The organism is Campylobacter concisus (assembly GCF_003048615.2).
GTDB classification, from domain to species: Bacteria; Campylobacterota; Campylobacteria; order Campylobacterales; family Campylobacteraceae; genus Campylobacter_A; species Campylobacter_A concisus_C.
This window is the reverse complement of record NZ_CP049263.1, coordinates 655364-674175: the sequence shown is the minus strand read 5'-3', so window position 1 is coordinate 674175 and position 18812 is coordinate 655364. Positions and strand designations below refer to the sequence as shown.

General features: G+C 40.6%; 21 protein-coding genes and 1 pseudogene. 12 read left to right on the top strand and 10 right to left on the bottom strand.

Translation table 11 applies throughout. The features are described 5' to 3' along the window. Positions 1–53 precede the first annotated feature (53 nt). From CVS89_RS03480 to CVS89_RS03470, 3 genes are read left to right on the top strand one after another with little or no spacing between them, the layout of a single operon-like run. Positions 54–482, top strand: a complete 429-nt coding sequence (locus CVS89_RS03480) for a copper resistance protein NlpE (RefSeq protein WP_021086417.1) — start codon at positions 54–56, stop codon at positions 480–482. A 48-nt stretch (positions 483–530) separates the two neighbouring features. Next, a complete protein-coding gene (locus CVS89_RS03475) occupies positions 531–1736 on the top strand; it encodes a copper resistance protein NlpE (protein ID WP_107848205.1) in 1206 nt (401 codons plus the stop codon). 1 nt (position 1737) lies between these two features. Beyond that, positions 1738–2934 (top strand): MFS transporter, encoded by a 1197-nt coding sequence (locus tag CVS89_RS03470; RefSeq protein WP_103639352.1) that lies wholly within the window; start codon positions 1738–1740, stop codon positions 2932–2934. Between the two features lie 43 nt (positions 2935–2977). On the opposite strand, the gene CVS89_RS03465 is transcribed toward CVS89_RS03470, so the two are convergent. The 9 genes and pseudogenes from CVS89_RS03465 to CVS89_RS03425 all read right to left on the bottom strand — a co-directional run. Further along, complete coding sequence (locus CVS89_RS03465; protein WP_021086396.1) at positions 2978–3802, bottom strand: CheR family methyltransferase; 825 nt, start codon at positions 3800–3802, stop codon at positions 2978–2980. Beyond that, positions 3792–4358, bottom strand: a complete 567-nt coding sequence (locus tag CVS89_RS03460) for a CheB methylesterase domain-containing protein (RefSeq protein WP_021083603.1) — start codon at positions 4356–4358, stop codon at positions 3792–3794. The genes CVS89_RS03465 and CVS89_RS03460 overlap by 11 nt, the downstream gene beginning before the upstream one ends. 121 nt (positions 4359–4479) lie before the next feature. Beyond that, positions 4480–4749, bottom strand: a complete 270-nt coding sequence (locus tag CVS89_RS03455; RefSeq protein ID WP_223154848.1) for a FlhB-like flagellar biosynthesis protein — start codon at positions 4747–4749, stop codon at positions 4480–4482. Beyond that, positions 4746–6401, bottom strand: coding sequence for a flagellar hook-length control protein FliK (locus tag CVS89_RS03450; protein WP_107848204.1), 1656 nt, complete (start codon positions 6399–6401; stop codon positions 4746–4748). The genes CVS89_RS03455 and CVS89_RS03450 overlap by 4 nt, the downstream gene beginning before the upstream one ends. 3 nt (positions 6402–6404) lie before the next feature. After that, the gene (locus tag CVS89_RS03445) at positions 6405–7649 is read right to left on the bottom strand and encodes an MFS transporter (protein ID WP_107848203.1); all 1245 of its coding nucleotides are present in this window, start codon (positions 7647–7649) and stop codon (positions 6405–6407) included. Then, the gene (locus tag CVS89_RS03440; RefSeq protein WP_233091266.1) at positions 7639–8154 is read right to left on the bottom strand and encodes a hypothetical protein; all 516 of its coding nucleotides are present in this window, start codon (positions 8152–8154) and stop codon (positions 7639–7641) included. Before CVS89_RS03440 ends, CVS89_RS03445 begins: the two co-directional genes overlap by 11 nt. Next, positions 8138–8419, bottom strand: coding sequence for an AtpZ/AtpI family protein (locus CVS89_RS03435; RefSeq protein ID WP_107848201.1), 282 nt, complete (start codon positions 8417–8419; stop codon positions 8138–8140). Before CVS89_RS03435 ends, CVS89_RS03440 begins: the two co-directional genes overlap by 17 nt. Beyond that, entirely contained in the window at positions 8419–9702 is a 1284-nt protein-coding gene (gene hemL / locus CVS89_RS03430; RefSeq protein ID WP_107848200.1) for a glutamate-1-semialdehyde 2,1-aminomutase, read from the bottom strand. Before hemL ends, CVS89_RS03435 begins: the two co-directional genes overlap by 1 nt. 269 nt (positions 9703–9971) lie before the next feature. Next, positions 9972–10307, bottom strand: a pseudogene (locus CVS89_RS03425) (c-type cytochrome); the annotation flags it as partial. 83 nt (positions 10308–10390) lie between these two features. Between CVS89_RS03425 and folD the strand changes: the two are divergent. Genes folD through CVS89_RS03410 form a run of 3 tightly spaced genes read left to right on the top strand, consistent with a single transcriptional unit; the run spans position 10391 to position 12802 of the window. Beyond that, on the top strand, positions 10391–11242 hold the full coding sequence (gene folD / locus CVS89_RS03420) for a bifunctional methylenetetrahydrofolate dehydrogenase/methenyltetrahydrofolate cyclohydrolase FolD (RefSeq protein WP_087582593.1): 852 nt from the start codon (positions 10391–10393) through the stop codon (positions 11240–11242). Between the two features lie 11 nt (positions 11243–11253). After that, the gene (gene lepB, locus CVS89_RS03415) at positions 11254–12159 is read left to right on the top strand and encodes a signal peptidase I (RefSeq protein ID WP_103603636.1); all 906 of its coding nucleotides are present in this window, start codon (positions 11254–11256) and stop codon (positions 12157–12159) included. Further along, positions 12146–12802, top strand: coding sequence for a site-2 protease family protein (locus CVS89_RS03410; RefSeq protein WP_107848198.1), 657 nt, complete (start codon positions 12146–12148; stop codon positions 12800–12802). The genes lepB and CVS89_RS03410 overlap by 14 nt, the downstream gene beginning before the upstream one ends. Before the next feature lie 18 nt (positions 12803–12820). On the opposite strand, the gene CVS89_RS03405 is transcribed toward CVS89_RS03410, so the two are convergent. Next, the gene (locus CVS89_RS03405) at positions 12821–14209 is read right to left on the bottom strand and encodes a DUF4139 domain-containing protein (RefSeq protein ID WP_107848197.1); all 1389 of its coding nucleotides are present in this window, start codon (positions 14207–14209) and stop codon (positions 12821–12823) included. Between the two features lie 109 nt (positions 14210–14318). Here CVS89_RS03405 and rpiB point away from each other — a divergent pair, with 109 nt between their 5' ends. From rpiB to ychF, 6 genes are read left to right on the top strand one after another with little or no spacing between them, the layout of a single operon-like run. Beyond that, on the top strand, positions 14319–14762 hold the full coding sequence (gene rpiB / locus CVS89_RS03400; RefSeq protein ID WP_021086444.1) for a ribose 5-phosphate isomerase B: 444 nt from the start codon (positions 14319–14321) through the stop codon (positions 14760–14762). Then, the gene (locus CVS89_RS03395; RefSeq protein ID WP_002939538.1) at positions 14759–15091 is read left to right on the top strand and encodes a hypothetical protein; all 333 of its coding nucleotides are present in this window, start codon (positions 14759–14761) and stop codon (positions 15089–15091) included. The genes rpiB and CVS89_RS03395 overlap by 4 nt, the downstream gene beginning before the upstream one ends. Positions 15092–15111: 20 nt before the next feature. Next, on the top strand, positions 15112–15660 hold the full coding sequence (gene apt / locus CVS89_RS03390) for an adenine phosphoribosyltransferase (RefSeq protein WP_087581040.1): 549 nt from the start codon (positions 15112–15114) through the stop codon (positions 15658–15660). A 1-nt stretch (position 15661) separates the two neighbouring features. After that, positions 15662–16267, top strand: a complete 606-nt coding sequence (locus tag CVS89_RS03385; protein WP_054196332.1) for a DedA family protein — start codon at positions 15662–15664, stop codon at positions 16265–16267. Continuing rightward, on the top strand, positions 16248–17699 hold the full coding sequence (locus tag CVS89_RS03380; protein ID WP_107848196.1) for a leucyl aminopeptidase: 1452 nt from the start codon (positions 16248–16250) through the stop codon (positions 17697–17699). Before CVS89_RS03385 ends, CVS89_RS03380 begins: the two co-directional genes overlap by 20 nt. Continuing rightward, positions 17699–18802 (top strand): redox-regulated ATPase YchF, encoded by a 1104-nt coding sequence (gene ychF / locus CVS89_RS03375; RefSeq protein ID WP_107848195.1) that lies wholly within the window; start codon positions 17699–17701, stop codon positions 18800–18802. The genes CVS89_RS03380 and ychF overlap by 1 nt, the downstream gene beginning before the upstream one ends. Positions 18803–18812: the final 10 nt, after the last annotated feature.

Below are 18812 nucleotides of genomic sequence, written 5' to 3'. Positions count from 1 at the left end.
ATTTTCTCAAGTATTATAATACATTTTAAATTTTATTTTCAAAAAGGATCAGCATGAAAAATTTTATCTTTGCACTAAGTGCGGCTCTACTTTTAGCAGGTTGCGCTACGTCAAACCAAAGCGCAAGCGTCCCACAAGGCAAATGTGAAGTAAAAGGTAGCTGCATGGCTCCAGTAAGCAGCGTCGAGGGCACTTACAAGGCGTTTTTACCTTGCGCTAGTTGCATGGGCATAGACTCAACCCTTACACTTAAAAAAGACGGCACATTTGAAAGTGTAATGAACTACAAGTCAAAAGACAACTACAAAGCCGTTAGCAAGGGCAAATACTCAGTCAAAAACGGCGTTATCACAACCGTTGATGAGTATAAAGAGAAGAGCTTTTATAAGATCGAGGGAGAGAGCCTAAAGATGCTTGACATGGATCAAAAAGAGGTCACTGGCGAGCTAAAAGACAAATACATCTTCAAACGCGTAAAATAAATTTTAAAGGCAAAATGATATAATTTTGCAATTTTTAAGGAGTTGCAAATGAAATATCTTTTTGCCATACTTATCTCATTTTTTATCATTGGCTGCGCGAAAAATGAAAATTTAAAGCCACAAAACCAAGAGCAAACACAAAAATCAAAAGAAGAAAAACCTCTTCTTAGAGACGAAAAACCCAAAAAACCAGAAAAACTAATACTTTCAAACTCTATCTACACGAGCTACTACACCACCTTGCCATGCTCAAACTGTGAGGGCATAAAGACTATCTTAACTCTAAATAAAGACAAAACCTACACAAAAACTATGCTTACGATGGATAAGGCTGCTACTTTGGTAGAAAAAGGTGGCACATTTGATGTCGATGAGAGCGCTATCGTGCTAAAAGATGAAAGTGGCGCACTTAGCTACTTTGTGCCAAACAAAAACTCACTTCTTCAGCTTGATGATAAGAAAAATAAGCGAGTTGGCGTGCTAGCTCAAATTTATAACTACGAGCCAGTAAATAAGGCTTATAAAGATAGTTTTTTTGCTAGATTTTCTAAATTTAAAGACAAAAATGGCTTTTTAGAGCTTGTGCTTGTGCCTAGCAAAAACGGCGCAAAGATAAGCTTTTACTCATCGCTAAAAGATGGCTCGCCACTTTGTAAATTTAACTCAGAGCTGCTTTATGACAAAGGCATTTTTTACCTTTTGGATGAAAAAGGTGTGGCTTTAAGCGTGCATAAAACTGCTAACGACATCTTCATAATCGCAAACGATAAAATTTGCAAAAATGTTCACATAAGCGGACACTACAAAAGAGAAAAGGGCAGGTCTAGCCTCTTTGGCAAGGGCTTTTTTGCGAAACTTACAAACGAGTCAGCAAATGCTGATGTGATGAAATTTTATGGCGCAAAAAACATAAAAAGAGATAATACTAAAAAAGAAAATAGCTACATCGTCACAAGCAAAAACGAGAGAATTTTTGAATACACCTTGATAAATGGCATCATCACAAGCATTGAAATTTACTCAAACGAGTTTAAAACTCCAGAAAACATCAGTCTAAAATCAAATTTCAAAGATATAAAAAACGCCCTTGTCATCTCTAAATTTCAAAGCGATGCAAACAATATCTATCTAAAAATAGATAGCCACGATATGCTAATAAAGCTTAAAAATCCGCTTGCACAAGAGATAACAAACTTAAGCCAGATCCCAGACGAGGCGCAAATAGAGCAGATAACTCTGATGTGGAACCAGTAGCTTGAAAGAGTATCTTAAGCTTTTAAAGGACGAGAGAAATTTCCGCCTTTTAAGCACCGTCCAGCTCATGTGCTACTTTGGTGTGTGGTTCTCGCACACCGGCATCTTTACGCTACTTATCTCGCTTGATGCTCCTGTTTGGGCGCTTACACTAAGTGCGGCGATGGCGTTTATCCCAGGCGTTGTCATCGCTCCGTTTAGTGGCATTTTGGTTGATAAATTTAGCCCAAAACCGATGCTTGTGATCATGATGGCGGTTGAGACCATAAGCGTTTTTATGCTGCTTTTTATAAATTCGCTTGATTATTTATGGCTGCTTTTGCTTATCATTTTTATCAGAAACGGCGTTGGCGGGATGTATTTTCAAGTAGAGATGAGCGTGCTACCAAAAATTTTAAGCAAAGAGAACCTAAAGCTTGCAAACGAGATCCACTCGATCATCTGGGCAGTTTCATACACCGCTGGCATGGGGCTTGCTGGGGTTTATATACATTTTTTTGGCATCAAAAGCGCCTTTTTGCTCGACGGAGCTCTTTATCTTTGCAGTTTTGGCTTTTTATATCTTTTAAAGCTAGACGAGCTAAAGCCAGAATTTATAGAAAAGCCTCTAAAAATGCTAAAAAACGGGCTTAAATACCTAAAAGAAAATAGGCTCATCGTGCATCTTATATTTTTGCACGCCTTTGTTGGTATCACTGCCTATGACGCATTGATCGCACTTTTGGCTGACTATAGATACGCAAATTTACTCTCAACCTCGCTGGTTATTGGCCTGCTAAACGCCTCAAGGTCGATCTCACTTATGTTTGCACCGGCCTTGCTTAGTAAATTTATGAATAAAAAAACTCTCATCTACATCTACATCGGTCAAGGTCTTGGCATCATCATCTGGGCGCTCTCTTTGCGAAATTTTTATCTCTCGCTCATTGGCATCATCTTTGCAGGCTTTTGCACGTCAAGCCTTTGGAGTTACACCTACACACTACTTCAGCAAAACTGCCAAAAAGAGTTTTACGGCAGAGTGATCGCGTATAATGATATGATTTTTCTTGGATTTAGCGCGCTTATCTCATTTGCGATTGGCTTTTTATACGAGCTTGGACTAAGCGTGGAGATGATCGCAGCCTTTATGGGAAGCCTCTTTTTCGTTGGAGCCTTTTACTACCACGTAGTTTCAAAAAGGTATGAGATAAGGTAAAATTTGATTTAAGTCGCCTTGTTTAAAGACGACTTATTGGCTTTTATTTTTTCTGATAGTACGTGGTACCATTTGAAAAGCACTTTTCATAAATCGGAGTGTAAGGCACAAGATCAGCGTGTCCTGCGTAGAGCCTGCCCTCTGGTTTAAGTAGCTTGTGCAGCCTTTCGACACACTTTAGTCTAAATTCATCGTCAAAATATATCATCATATTTCTTGAAAGGACGATATCAAATTTTCCAAGATTAAATATCGCATCATCAAAAACATTTAAAATTTTAAACTCACACCTTGGTAAAATTTCTTTTTTTATCTGGAATTTGTCATCAATTTTTGTAAAAAATCTCTCTTTTTGAAAATCGCTTAGTCTATTTAGACTTCTTTCACTAAAAATACCTTTTTGACAGCTCGTTATAGCTTCTGAGTTTATATCGATGCCAACGATTGAAATTTCATTTTGCTTAAAACCTAGCTCATAGGCCAGCATAGCTAGTGAATATGGCTCATCACCAGTTGAACATGGCGCACATAAAATTCTAGCCTCTCCGAGATCTTTAGCATAGTAAATAACATCTTTAAGCTGTGTCAGCTCTCTGTAAAAATATGTCTCATTTACAGTTACTAGATTTAAGATATCTTGGCGCAAATTTGAGTCATATCTTATCATCGAAACTAGATCTTTAAAGCTCTTTATCTGGCGGTTTTTAGCAAAAATGCTAATTCTTTGAAGTGTAATATCTCTCTTTGGCTCTAGATCGACCCCACAAAGTGTCTTTATAGTACTCATAAATTCGTTAAATCCATCCATGTCGCTTGGTGCTTTTACTTCCAAAGCTTCACTTCCCTTTGTATCTTTGTTAAAAAGCATTTAAAAAATCCTCCAATTCTTTTCTTATCATCATTAGATTTAACGATTTTAAATTTTGATTTAGTTCTTTAGCACGCTTTGGCATACCATAAACTATCGCACTCTCTTCATTTTCAGCTATGCATTTTGCACCTGCTTTATAAAGCTTATCAAGTCCAGCCGCTCCATCATCTCCTATGCCAGTTAGTAAAATAGCTAGCACATTTGCGCTTTTACAAATTCCAACTCCAGAGCTAAACAAAACATCTACATTTGGTGTATATATTGTCTTTTCTTCAGGATTAGGTTTTGCACTTATTGGCAAAGTTGGCGCCACTAAGGTATTTTGTTCACATATATAGACAATATTTTCTTTCAGATTTGTTTTTTCGGTCAAAATTTCAACATTTATATTGCACTCTTTTCCTATTTGTACTGCGAAAGAATGTATAAACATCTTGTTCATATGCTGAGCTATCACAACGATAGCGCCATTTAGTTTGATGTCTTTTAATAGCTTCTTAATATGCCCAGGACCGCCAGTAGATGCACCAATTAATATTAATTTTTGTGCCACAAATTACCTTTTATTTTATTTTGTGCTTACTATATCGTCTATTTTGTATAAATTTTTACTGCTAAATATCAATAATAATTAGCAAATGCATGGTGTTTTTTTATGAATGCTTAATGTATTTTTATGATTTCTTATTTGTGATCTTATATAAAAAGCTAAATATCTCAGCTACCGCCTTATATAAATTTGGCGGTATCTCTTGATCGACCTCGACCTTGCTTAAAATTTCAATGAGATCAGGATCCTCTTTGATCGGTATGTCATGCTCTTTTGCAAGGCTTATTATCTTATTTGCTATCTCGCCAGCACCGCTTGCAAGCACCTTTGGAGCGTTATCTTGCGATCTGTTGTAGCCAAGAGCGACGGCTTTTTTCTTATTTACTTGCATCAAATTTTCTTATCAAAGCCCACATCAAGGCCGCCAAAATTTTTAAATCTATCGTTTAGCTTCACCTTTGGCAAGGTTTTGATGTTAAAATTTGAAACGATTAGTCCAAGCTTTGAGATCGCTTGCTTTAGCTCGCTTGAGCTAGATATTATGAGCTCTTTAAAATCATTTGTCTGCGTTGCCACCGATAGATCGATATAGCGTTTATCAACAAGTCCAACCATCACATTTATCTGCCCAAATTTTTTAAAATTTAGATCGATCTGGGCATAAAATTTATCCTTTTTACCCTGCTTAAATGCGACATTTCCGCCCTCAACGCCGTCCCAGATATAAGGCATATAGGTTTGTATGCCTCCTTGCAAGCTTGAGACCATCTGGTGCATCTCTATTTGCGAGATCATCTTATTTGCAGCATTTACGGTCTGGGCGTTTTGGCTCTTTTCGCTTATGTTTAAAAGCGTGCTTTTTACATCTTGATTTAGCACCTTTGAAATTTCACTCTGGCTCTTTGTCGTGATGTTATTTATGTCGCTTGTGGCTAGTTTTAGCTGCTTTAAAAGTGCCTTGCTCTCGGATAGCTCGCTTTTGGCTGTGCTTGCTTCTGGGTCTGCTAGGCTAAGGCTGTGAGCTAGGCGTCTTGCAGCACTTTGGAGCTTATCTTGCAAGCTGCCCTCTTTTGAGACGTCACTAACCCCATTAAACGCCTTTACAAGCCCAGCTTCATCGCCTATGTTATTTAGCATTTTTAGATCGTTTTTTAGGCTGTCAAGGATAGCTTTTAGTTCCTTGTGGTTTGAGCTAAAAGCCGTGCTTTGATTTAGCTTTTCGCTAGCTAAATTTGCTACCTTCTCGCTTAAATTTGAGATAAATTTATCCATCTTGCCGATCTGGTTTTTTATCATATCGCCGCTTTGCTCTTTTGAGAAGTTTTTATCAAGAAATTTAGCCACATTATCAAGCTTATCCACATCTTTTAAAAGTGTTTTTATGCTTGAGTTATCAAGGACATTTTTAGCGTCACTGCTCGCTTTTTCAAGCATAGAAGTAAGCTTCATAAATGAGTTTTGATTATCCAAGCTCTCATCATTTAGGGTTAAAATTTGACTAAGTAAATTTTGATTTGAGAGATTTTTTATATCGCTTAGTAGCTTTTGTATCGAGCTTGGCAGCTTCTCTGGAGTAAGTGCATCTTTTAAATTTGCTTCAAGCATGACGCCAGAGTTTTTGATCTGATCATTTAGTGAGCCAGCTTTAAGATCAGCTATTGGTTTTAGAAATTCTTTTAGTTTTAGAGCAAGGCTCTTTATCTCAGGGCTTTCGTTTTGCGCAGCTTCAGCCTCTAAGCTTTTGGCAAGGTCAGAGAGCTCGCTAGCTAAATTTGGAGCGATCTTGGTGTCTTTTGCCTGAGATAAAATTTGCTCAGCCCTGCTAAGACTTGAAGCACTTTTTAGATCATCAAGTACCCTTGCAACTAGCTTGCCAACGTTATCAAGGGCATTTGAGACGGTTTGCTCGCTTGGCGTCCCAGCTGGCTGAGCTGGCTGATTTTTAAAAAGCGAACCCTCGTTTTTACGGACAGGCGCGTTTTGAGCGGCGTTTTGCCCAGTTTGAACCGAGGTGTTTGATATGTTTAGAGAATTTACTACGTCCATTTTCTACTTTTTATTTTCTCTATCGGCAAAATTGCCATTTTGCTGAATAGTCGCGATGCCAGCCGTCCTTGCAACGAGCCTGTCGTTGTACTCTTTCCTCATGTGCTGTGGTATGGTCTTTTGCGTTAGTGCAAACAAAATAAGCCCAACATAAAGCACCAAATAGACATAGATAAAGCCAAATGCGCCAAAAATTTTCATCGCATAGCTCATAAGAAGCGGCGAGAAAAGCGAGGCAAAAGAGTAGCTAAAAAGTAGCGCGCGTGCCACTTGGACGCTCTTTGTCTTGTCTGTGATCTCATCATTTGCCCTAGCAAGCGAAAGTCCGTATGTGCAAAAAATTCCGCCGCCAAAGAAAAATGAAAGTATGTATTGAATGATCAAATTTGAGCCATTTAGCAAAAAGAGTGCTGCGCTAACTAATGCCACAGCGCTGCAAAGCAAGAGCGCTGGGCGTCTGCCATATCTATCTGAAAAGCCTCCGATAAATGTTTGAGCCAAAAAGCCTCCAGCCATCGCTATAGTCATGAAAAATGACGCCTCTTTTGCACTATATCCTTGAAGCAAGACAAAGAGGCTTGCCATAGAAAAAAAGCCATTTATCGCTAACCCCGCAACAAGCGCTCCCACAAGGGCTAGCGGGACGATGCCAAAAATTTTAGGGATGTTTATGGGTTGGCGCTGCGGGATTTGAGGCTGGTTGATGCGGATTAAATTTAAAGGTATGCTTGAGAGCATGATAAAAGCTGCACTGATGATGAAAATTTCAAATGCGCTAAGATCAAGCGCTAAGATCAAAATTCCAAGTCCAAAGCTCGTGTAGAAAACGCACTCGTAAAAGGCGATGACGCGCGATCTTATCTTGTTTGGAATTTTAGCATTTAGCCAGCTCTCTATAACCATCAAAAGTGCGTAGTAGCAGTATCCCAAAAAGGCTCGCAGTATCGCCCAAAAGATCAAATTTTGGCTTATGGCGTGAAGCATGGCTGAGACTGCAAATATAGCTGAAAAGATAGCAAAAGCTCTGATGTGGCCAGTGGTTGAGATGACCCTGTGCGCTGTGATCGTGCTAATTAACGCTCCTATGAAAAATCCAGTGTTAATTACTCCAATCGCAAGCTCGCCTACGCCATTTTGCTTAAGAAGCGCGCTACAAGATGCGATGACTAGGCCATTGCCTATAAAAAGTAGGCTCATGCCTAAAAATAGCGGCCCCATCGAGCGAATGATCCTAAAGCTACTTGCCATCTGCGTCCTTTCTCAAATTATTTTGCATTATCCCAAAGATAAAAGCTCCAATTGGCATCGGAGCAAGCCCCACTAAAAAGCCAGGCACGTTTAGTAAATTTTCATTTTTTAAAAATATAAATCCAAAAAAAAGCATCGCATACGCAACCAAGCGATATGGCATAAAAGCCGCTACAAAACTCCTATCTTTAAATGAAAATTTCTGCTTTTTTAGCCTTGCTTTTTCATCTTTTAGGCTAAATTCTTTTGGCTCATTCTGGGGCAAAATTTCTTCATCTTCTTCGTCCTCTTCTATCTTGGCTAAAATTTCCTCTCTTGCATTTTCTAGCCTTGAGTTTATGCGATTTTTATAGGCAAAAAAGCTAGCCGTTAGGATGATAAGCGAGGCAAAAAATGAAATTTGCGAGCTTATAAAAAATTGATTTGATATAAATTTGCCAACCACGCTAAGGGCTAGCCAAAGCGCAAAGTAGCAAATAAAAAGCCTGCTAATCGTCCTCGTCATCATCGTCTTTTGTGTAGCCTTTATATCTAGTCTCGTCCTTTAGCTCATCTAGGCTTTTAACCTGCGCTTTATAGGCTTTATAGACATTTAAAATAGCAGCTGCGATGCCAATAGCAAAGCCTATCCAAAGTGCTGGCGTGAAATTTGTAGCCTTTTTTACAAGATAGCCTAGCCCAGTGCCAAGCAAGATCGCAACTACGATTGAAATGCCAAGGCTTAGCTGCTCAGCCCCTGCTACGATATCTTTTATCTTAAATTTTGCCATTAAGCTTTTATCTCCAAAAATGCTTCTTTAGCTGCATTTACCGCTAGATCGATATCCGCTTCACTCATCGCATCGCAGATAAATCCAGTCTCAAACTGGCTAGGTGCAAGATAAATTCCGCGTCTAAGCATCGCTTGGTGAAATTTAGCAAAGAGTTTTGTGTCGCTCTTTAGCGCATCATCGTAGTTTTTTACAGCATGATCAGTAAAAAAGTAGCCAAACATAGAGCCGCGAACCTCAGTTTGGATAGTGATGCCAGCGCTTTTTGCTGCCTCTTTGAAGCCCTCCATTAGTCTTTTCGCTAGTTTTTCAAGTCTAGCGTATAAATTTACGTCGCTATTTATCTTTGAAATTGCCGCTATGCCAGCGCTCATCGCCACTGGGTTGCCACTTAGCGTGCCTGCTTGATAGACAGCACCATCTGGGCTTAAGCAGTCCATTATCTTGGCCTTGCCACCAAATGCAGCGACGTTCATGCCTCCGCCTATGACCTTGCCAAATGTGACAAGATCGGCATCTACTTCGTGAAATGGATATGAGCCAAGGCGAGAAGCCCTGAAACCGCTCATAACCTCATCAAGTATAAGTACGGCGCCAAATTTATCGCAAAGCTCTCTAAGCTCACGTAAAAATTTCTTATCAGCTGGCACAAGCCCCATATTTCCTGCGATTGGCTCGATTATGACGACGCCTATTTTGTCTTTATTGTTCTCAAAAATGGCTTTTACACTCTCTATATCATTGTAGATAGCTAAAAATGTATTTTTCACAACATCCTGTGGCACACCGCCGCTTGAAGCGTTGCCGTATGTAGTAGCACCACTTCCTGCCTTGATAAGAAGTGCGTCGCTGTGTCCGTGGTAGCAGCCCTCAAATTTGATAAGTCCGTCTTTTTTGGCATATCCTCTAGCCACTCTGATAGCGCTCATAGTAGCCTCTGTGCCAGAGCTAACGAAGCGAATTTTATCTATTTGTTTAAACTCATCACATATTAGCTTTGCTAGAGCGGTCTCTTTTGGAGAGGGAGCGCCGTAAGAAACGCCTTGTTTTACAGCAGAGATGATCGCTTCTTCGATATCTTTTTCGCAGTGACCAAAGATGAGCGGACCCCAGCTTTGGATGAAGTCAAGGTATTTTTTGCCCTCGACGTCGTATAGATAAGCGCCCTTTGCATGATCTATCATCACAGGCTCGCCTCCAACGCTACCAAATGCACGAACAGGTGAATTTACGCCGCCTGGGATATATTTTTTAGCTTCACTAAATGCCTCTTTATTTGTCATTTTTTATCCTTTTGATTTTGTGTTTTTAAATTTGTCTTTTGATTATCTTTTTGATTTGTTGCTGGTTTTACTGGCGGTTTTGGTGCCTGCGTGCTAGCTGGCTTTGCTGGCTCAGCTGGTTTTGCAGGAGCGCTCTTGGCTGGCTCTACTGCTTTTGCGCTTGGGGCTGTTTTGGCAGGTTCTGGCTGTTTTTGCGTAGCGACAGGTGCAGCTGGCTTAGCTAAATTTTTTGGTGCTACTTTTGCCGCTTTTGCAGGAGGTTTCATCTGATTTGTGATGTATTCATAAAGGATGGTTGTCTCCTCGTCTGTCAAAAAGTAGCTTGGCATGACGCCTTTTGGCTTTGTAAGAGCTGCTTTAAAGCTTTCAAAATCTATATCATTTATCTTTGGCGCTCTAAGCTCATCATCGACCGTTTTGTTTGCCTTTTTGTCAAAGTGCTTGTATTTAGAGATTAGGCTGCCCTCGCCCTTTGCGCCGTGACATTTATCACAGCCTATGCCACGCGGATTTAGGTAGAGCATCTTGGCGTACTCGGTCTTTGTGATAAAATCAGCTCCAAAAATCGCCACGCAAAAAAACAAAATCAAAAAAACAGACCTCATAAACCTCTCTTTTAAAAATTTAATTTATTTTTAGGTATGATACCACCCTTGTGATTAAAAAAGCTTTTAAGTAAGGATCGAATATGAAAATTTTAGACGGAAAAGCCGTATCTTTAAAGGTCAAAGAAAGCGTAAAAGTAAGAGCTGATGAGCTAAAGAAATTTGGTGTCGAGCCAACCTTAGCCGTCGTCTTGGTCGGTGAAGATAAGGCATCTCAAACATACGTTAGAGCCAAAGAGAAAGCCTGCAACGAATACGGCATAAAAAGCGTGGCTCACCGTCTAAGTGAAAATACAACCCAAAACGAGCTACTTGCGCTTATAAACGTGCTAAATTTAGACGATAGCATCCATGGCATCTTGGTTCAATTGCCACTGCCAAAGCACATCGACACAAACGTCGTGCTAGCAGCGATCGATCCACGAAAAGATGTAGATGGCTTTCACGCTGTAAATGTTGGCAAGCTTGTTAGCGGGCTTGACGGCTTCGTGCCTTGCACACCCCTTGGCGTGATGGAGATTTTAAAAGAGTATGGCATAGATGTAGCTGGGCTAAATGCGGTGGTGATCGGCAGAAGCAACATCGTTGGCAAACCTATGGCAAATTTACTCCTAAATGCCTCTGCAACGGTTACTGTGACACATAGCAAGACTAAAAATTTAAAAGAAATTTGCAAAAATGCCGACCTCATCGTTGCTGCCATCGGTAAGCCATTTTTCTTAAAGGCTGATATGGTAAAAGATGGCGCAGTAGTCGTTGATGTGGGCATAAACAGACTTGATGATGGCAGGCTTGTGGGCGATGTGGATTTTGACGAGGTCGCACCAAAATGCTCATATATCACGCCTGTTCCTGGCGGCGTTGGTCCGATGACCATAGCCATGCTTTTAAACAACACAATCCTTGCTGCACAAGCAAAGATAGCTAAAAATTAAAGAGTGAGATAATGAAGAGAGCTTTTACTAAATTTTATGACTTTTGCTCGAGCTGGACAGGCACGGTTATCATCGTTTTGCTTGTCATTTTCTTTGTAGCTCAGGCCTTTGTGATCCCGTCTGGTTCGATGAAAAACACGCTTTTGGTTGGGGATTTTTTATTTGCTAAAAAGTATGTTTATGGCATACCAACACCAAGAATTCCATGGCTTGAGGTAAAAATTTTACCTGAGCTAAATGACAATGGGCATCTCATCACAGGCGATGGTCCTGCAAGGGGCGATATAGTCGTATTTCGCTATCCAAACGATGATAAAACTCACTTTGTAAAGCGCTGCTTTGCAACTAGCGAGGACGAGATCGTTTTTACTGAAAAAGCCCTCTATCTACGCCCAAAAGAGGGAGATAGCTTCATAAAGGCAAACTGCCGTGAAAATTTAAATGGCAAAGAGAGTAAATTTGGTTACTCATGTAGCGATATAGCCGAGCTTGATGGCAAACTTTTCATAAAAGAGCCATATAGATTTAGCGGCATCCACTACGATGAAAATGTAAATTTATTTGAGCAGATGGTTTTCATGCTAAATACAAACAAATCAAACGTCTTTATGAAGCCAGCGCTAATTAGCTCACTACCGCAAAATCCAAATTTTAACTTTAACGCTTTTTACGTCAAAGTGCCAAAAGATGAGTACTTTATGATAGGCGACAACCGCGACCACTCAAACGATAGCCGTTTTTGGGGAAGCGTGGCTTACAAGGACATAGTCGGTCAGCCTTGGTTTATATATTTTAGCTGGGACAATAACTACAATGTGCGCTGGGAGCGTATCGGACGCTTTGTAGATACGATAGAAAATGATGAGTTTTTCACAAAACAAGCTCTAAAAGAGGGAGAAGTTGATGGACTTCACTAATTTTGATCCCATAAAAGTCGCCACTATCGTCATCTCTTTAGTAATCGCCATAGTCGGTCACGAGATCGCGCACGGATATGTCGCTTATAAATTTGGCGACAACACAGCAAAAAATCTTGGCAGACTTAGCATAAATCCCATAAAACACATCGATCTTGTTGGCACTATCATCGTGCCACTGGTGCTTTATCTAAGCACTGGTATGATGTTTGGCTGGGCAAAACCAGTGCCTGTAAATACCTACACAGTCGTGCGAAATGGCGGCTATAAGGCAGCTATCTACGTAAGTCTAGCTGGCATTTGCTACAACGTCATCTTAGGCATCTTGTCACTTTTTGTGCTAAAGGCTTTATTAAATATAGAAACCTTTGAAATTTTACTTCAGTTTTTATTTACGCTTGCGCTTTTAAATTTGATGTTAGCTATCTTTAACCTCTATCCGATACCGCCACTCGATGGCTTTCACGCGACCCAGTACGCGCTTAGAAATTTTGGTTTTCACGCACTGGCAGAGAAGCTTGAGGGCATCTCGCGATATGGCTTTGTCATCCTTATCATCATCCTCGTCTCGCCTTTAAAAGATACTATCTTTTATCCGACAAGATACGTTTTAGATATCGCAAGCGCCTTTATAAATGGCTAAATTTAGAGCAAATTTGCTCTAAATTTTTGGCTTTGTGATCTTATAAGAGTACTCTTTTTTAAATTCCTCTTTTGGCGCAAGGCTAAATTTAAGCTCCACCTTGCCATCTTTGCCGATATCTTTTTTATCAAAGCCCTTTATCTCGACCTTTACTGCCTCGTCGGCAGATACTGGCACGCGATCGACCAAGGTGACATCGACACTTTTACTTGAGTTATTTTTGACACTTATCTCATAGCCCTCTTCGCTTATGCGCTCTTTGCCAAGAAACGAGCTCTTTTTAAATTTATTTAAGCGCTCTTTTTTAAGCTCGATTAGCTCATTTTGTCCTAAAAATAACTGCACGGGCTCATCTTTAGCTTTCATCTCAAATTCGCTTGGACTGCCAACACTCACACCATTAACATAAAACTGCGTTTTAGCTGGAGTTAGATCATCATTTAGCTTAAAGCTAGCTACGTTATATGCCTTTAGCGAGCCGTAAAAATCAGCAAAAACGCTAAAATTTGCATCCATTTTTTGCGTGTCGTAAGTTATATATTTGCTCTCGCCTTTTGCTAAATTTATCCCATCTATCTTCCAAATTTTGGCAAACTCATTCTCATCTCTTTGCACACGCATATCAGCGACCTCAGCGGCGACTTTCGCGGCTCTTAGCATATTTTTCGAAGCGCCGTAACCATCATCAGCCTCCGCCTCGCTCTCCTCGTACCAAGGGTAAAACTTGCTTGGAGCAAGCGCCTTTTGATATCTGGTCGGATAGATGGCGAGCTTTAAATTTTTAACATCGCTGGCAAATGGGTTGGTTAGTAAAATTTCTTGTTTTATCAAGATATTTTTGTTTTTTGTGTCTGCATAAATTTCATTTAGCGTCTTTGGGGCCTCATCATCCATATATGAAAGCGTCGCCTCTTTTGGGTCGCAAGCAAATTTCATATCAAGCTGCAAAAATCCAGCCATCTCGCTCTTTGGCTCATTTTCTTTAAGCGCTTCAAGCTCACTTTTAGCAGCTGAAATTTTCTCGATATTTTCTAGGCTAAATTTATAAAACTCATCAGCTCTTTTTGTCACATCGTTACTTTTATTTTCTCCTACCAAAGCTTGCTCTATAAACCTACCTCTAGCATTTAGCGCCTCAAGCTTGTTATTTAAATTTGCAACTTCTTGCTTCCATTTTATGTAACTTGGGCTATTTTCTTCGCTGATCTTTTTTAGATAAGCATTCGCGTCACAATCCCCGTTTATAGTGATGTTCTCACTCTGCACGCCCTCTGGCACAAAGGCGCTAAAAGAGCTATTTGCGTCGCTAAATTTTTGAGTGATGATGGTTTGATCTGTGTAGATCTCTATTAGATTTTCATTTGCAAAGGCTAGCGTAGAAGCCACTAAAAAGAGCACTTTTTTCACATTTTCTCCTTTAAATTTTTGGTAAATTATAGCTTCATTTTGGCTGAGAGTAAAATTTTATTTTAATGCAACTTTGACTATAATCAACAAAAAATTTAACGGACTTTTCATGAAGATAGACAAAGTTTTCTTAGCTAGCGATCACGCTGGTTTTGAGCTAAAAAACGAGCTTAAAGAGGCTATTAAAGGGCTTGGATACGAAGTAGTTGATCTTGGCACAAACGATAAAAATAGCGTTGATTACCCTGATTATGCGCATTTGCTAGCGAGCAAGCTTGAGCCTAACTGCTACGGCGTGCTAGTTTGTGGCACAGGCATAGGCATATCAATAGCTGCAAACAGGCACGAAAACGTAAGATGTGCCCTTTGCCACGACGAATTTACCGCTAGACTTGCAAGAGAGCACAACGACGCAAACGTGATCGCTTTTGGCGCAAGGGTTATTGGCGCAGGTGTAGCTATCTCGGCGGTTGAAGCATTTTTAAAGACTGAGTTTGCAGGCGGCAGACACGAAAGAAGAGTCAAAAAAATAGAGCTTGAGGCAGGCAAATGATAGGCGAGTGGATCGTTTTTACCGCTCTTGTTTGTGCTGCGATCTACCTAACAGTCATGGTTTTTTACTTCAAAACGCTTCTAAAAAAAGAGCGTGCGACAAAAGATTTTATGAAAAATAATCTCCAAGATACCGAGGTCGTCATAAGAAAATTTCAGATCCAACTCCAACGAAGTCTAGGCAACATCGACATCTTGACAGACGAGCTAAACAAAACTAAAAACGACGTAACCTCACTTCGCACAAGAAACTCCCAGTACCGCTTAGAAAACGACAAGCTAAGACAACGCATTCGTGAGCTTGAAGGCAAGATCGAAGCGCTACTATAACCTCAAATTTAAGGAAATTTATGAAAATTTTAGATCAAAAAGGCAAAGAATTTTTACTAAACTCTATTCGCTGCATAAATGACTTTCCAAAGCCTGGCATAGTCTTTCGCGACATCACGACGCTACTAAATAACAAAGAGGCATTTAACTTTTTGATAGATCATTTGGTGGCTAGATATGAGGACGCAAAGATTGACTACATAGCTGGCATCGAGTCTCGTGGCTTCATCTTTGGCGCGGCGCTTGCAGCAAGGCTAAGGCTGCCTTTTGTGCCTATTCGCAAGCCAAAAAAACTGCCTTTTATCACGCTTTCTCAAAAATATAGCCTAGAGTATGGCGTCGATGAAGTGCAAATTCACATCGATGCCTTTGGAGAAAAAGCGGGCGCTAGAGTGCTTTTGATGGACGATCTCATAGCTACTGGAGGCACTGCAAAGGCTTCAGTTGAGCTTATCAATCAAACTAACGCAACCTGCGTAGAAGCGTGCTTTCTCATAGATCTAGTCGATCTAAAAGGTAGCGAAAAGCTAAAGTCGCTTACTAAAATTTACAGCGTTTTAGAGGTTTAGAATGGAAGAGTTTTTTATAGAACTGCTTAAAGAGTACGGCTACATCATACTTTTTGTCTGGTGTATCATGGAGGGCGAGATGGCCTTAATAATGGCTGGAATTCTCGCTCACACCACGCACATGCACATCGCACTTGCTATCTTTGTGGCTGGACTTGGAGGCTTTGTGGGAGATCAAATTTACTTCTACCTTGGCCGTTACAATAAAAAATACATCGCAAAAAGGCTTCACACGCAGCGGAGAAAATTTGCAGTGGCGCACATAATGCTGAAAAAATACGGCTGGCCGATCATCTTTTTGCAACGCTATATGTATGGCTTTCGTGTAATCATACCGCTTTGCATAGGACTTACCGGCTATGACGCTAAAAAATACGCCTTTATAAATTTAATTAGCGCTTGGTGCTGGGCGGCGATCACTACCATACCTGCTTGGATACTTGGCGAGCATATACTTGTGCTTTTGCAAGAAGCAAAAGAGCACTGGTACGTCGCTATCCCAGTCGTTGCTATATTTATGGGGCTTTTGATCTATGCATTTAAGCGCATCGAAAATAAAATTTTAAACGAAAGGAGAGACAGAAGACATGCAGTTTCAAATAGTTGATAAAAAATTAAAAGATATAAAAGCTGATATTGAACTAATTTTCGTAGTTGATAAGGACTTAAAACATAAATTTATAAGCGATAAAGAGGCTATTAAATTTAACAATTACAAAGGCGAGAGCGTCCTTATCCTAAGCGAGTCAAAAAGGGCTTACGTGCCACTTTCTAAGCTTGATCTTGACGAGCTCAGAGTTGCAGCCGCTAAAGCTTATAATGCGCTAAAATCGCTAAATATTAAGAGTATAAAGCTAGCTTCTTACGTAGCGCAGTGCCAGAAACTAGGCTTTGAAGCGCTAGCTGAGGGCTTTTTGCTTGGAAGCTATGAATTTAACAAGTATAAAGAAAAAAAAGAGAAATACACCCTTAAGGAGATCATCTTTTCTACTGAAGAATTTGCTGGCAAAAAGGTCGATCTAAAAGCTGCAAATGAGGGCTTTAAAGAGGCAGAGATAATAGCAAGTGCTACAAATTTCACAAAAGATATCGTAAATGAAATCCCAGAAATTTACACACCACAAAAGATGGCCGAGGACGCGCAAAATTTAGCCAAAAGCCACGCAAGTATCAAGTGCGAGGTCTATGACGAGAAATTTCTAGCTAAAGAGAATATGAATGCATTTTTGGCGGTAAATCGCGCAAGCGTGCATAAACCAAGGCTCATCCACCTAACCTACAAGCCTAAAAAATCTAAAAAACGCATCATCTTTGTTGGCAAAGGGCTAACATACGATAGTGGCGGCCTTAGCTTAAAGCCGGCTGATTATATGCTTACTATGAAATCAGACAAAAGCGGCGCAGCAGCAGCTCTTGGCATCATAAAAGGTGCAGCGGAGCTAAATTTACCATTTGAAATTCACGCCATTTTGGGTGCCACTGAAAATATGATCGGTGGAAATGCCTACAAGCCTGATGACGTGCTTATTTCAAGAAGCGGCGTTAGCATAGAGGTGAGAAACACCGATGCAGAGGGGCGTTTGGTGCTGGCTGACTGCCTAAGCTACGCACAAGACTTTAAGCCAGACATCCTAATCGACATGGCAACCTTAACTGGCGCTTGCGTGGTGGGACTTGGCGAATACACAACAGGTATCATGGGCAACAGCGAGAGCCTAAAAAGCGAGTTTAAAAGCAAGATAAAAGATAGCGGCGAGCTAGCGACAACGCTTGATTTTAACCCTTATCTTAGCGAGCTCATCAAAAGCCAGATCGCAGACGTTAGCAACTGCGCCTCAAGCAGATATGGCGGCGCGATCACAGCTGGCATGTTTTTGGCCAAATTTATCAGAGATGAGTATAAAGACAAGTGGCTACACCTTGATATCGCAGGTCCAGCATACCGCGAAAAGGCTTGGGGATACAACCAAGCAGGTGCGAGCGGGGCTGGTGTGAGGATGAATTTATACTTTTTACAAGCACTTAGCAAGGAGAATTGATGGGACTTTCAGTTGGAATAGTAGGCCTACCAAATGTGGGCAAATCAACAACATTTAACGCACTTACAAAGGCACAAAATGCTGAGAGCGCGAACTATCCATTTTGCACTATCGAGCCAAACAAAGCCATCGTGCCAGTGCCTGATAAACGCCTAAACGAGCTTGCAAAGATAGTAAGTCCTAATAAAATTCAATACTCAACCATCGAATTTGTCGATATCGCAGGTCTTGTAAAAGGGGCTAGCTCTGGCGAGGGGCTTGGCAATAAATTTCTATCAAACATCAGAGAAACCGAGCTTATTTTACACATCGTTCGCTGCTTTGAAGACGAAAACATCACTCACGTCGAGGGTAGCGTCGATCCAGTAAGAGACATCGAGATCATCCAAACCGAGCTGATACTAGCTGACATCGAGCAGCTAAATAAAAAGATAGAAAAGCTCACAAGAGAGGCAAAAGCAAATGCAAAAGGCACTAAAGAGGCGCTTGAGATAGCAAATTTGCTTTTAGCTCATCTAAATGATGGCAAAAGCGCAAGCAGCTTTGAGCAAAGAGATAGTGAGGCGTTTTTAGCACTCAACAAAGAGCTAAGGCTTCTAAGTGCTAAAGAGGTAGTTTATGGCGCAAATGTCGATGAAGAGGGACTTAGCGAAGATAATAAATTTGTAAAAGCGTTAAAAGAGTATGCTAAAGCCTCAGATCACGAGGTGATCAAGCTTTGCGCCAAGGTTGAAGAGGAGCTAATAGGTCTAAGCGATGAGGAGGCTCACGAGTTTTTGGCATCTCTTGGCACGAGCGAGAGCGGACTTGAGAAGATCATCAAAACGTCTTTTGCTAAGCTAAATTTGATAAGCTATTTCACCGCTGGCGTCGTAGAAGTAAGGGCTTGGACGATCACAAATGGCTGGAAAGCGCCAAAAGCAGCAAGCGTCATACACAATGACTTTGAGAGAGGCTTTATCAGAGCTGAAGTGATAAGCTATGATGACTACATCGCACATGGCGGCGAAAACGGAGCCAAAGAGGCTGGTAAGATGAGACTTGAAGGTAAAGACTACATCGTGCAAGATGGCGACGTGATGCACTTTAGGTTTAATGTCTAAATTTTACAAG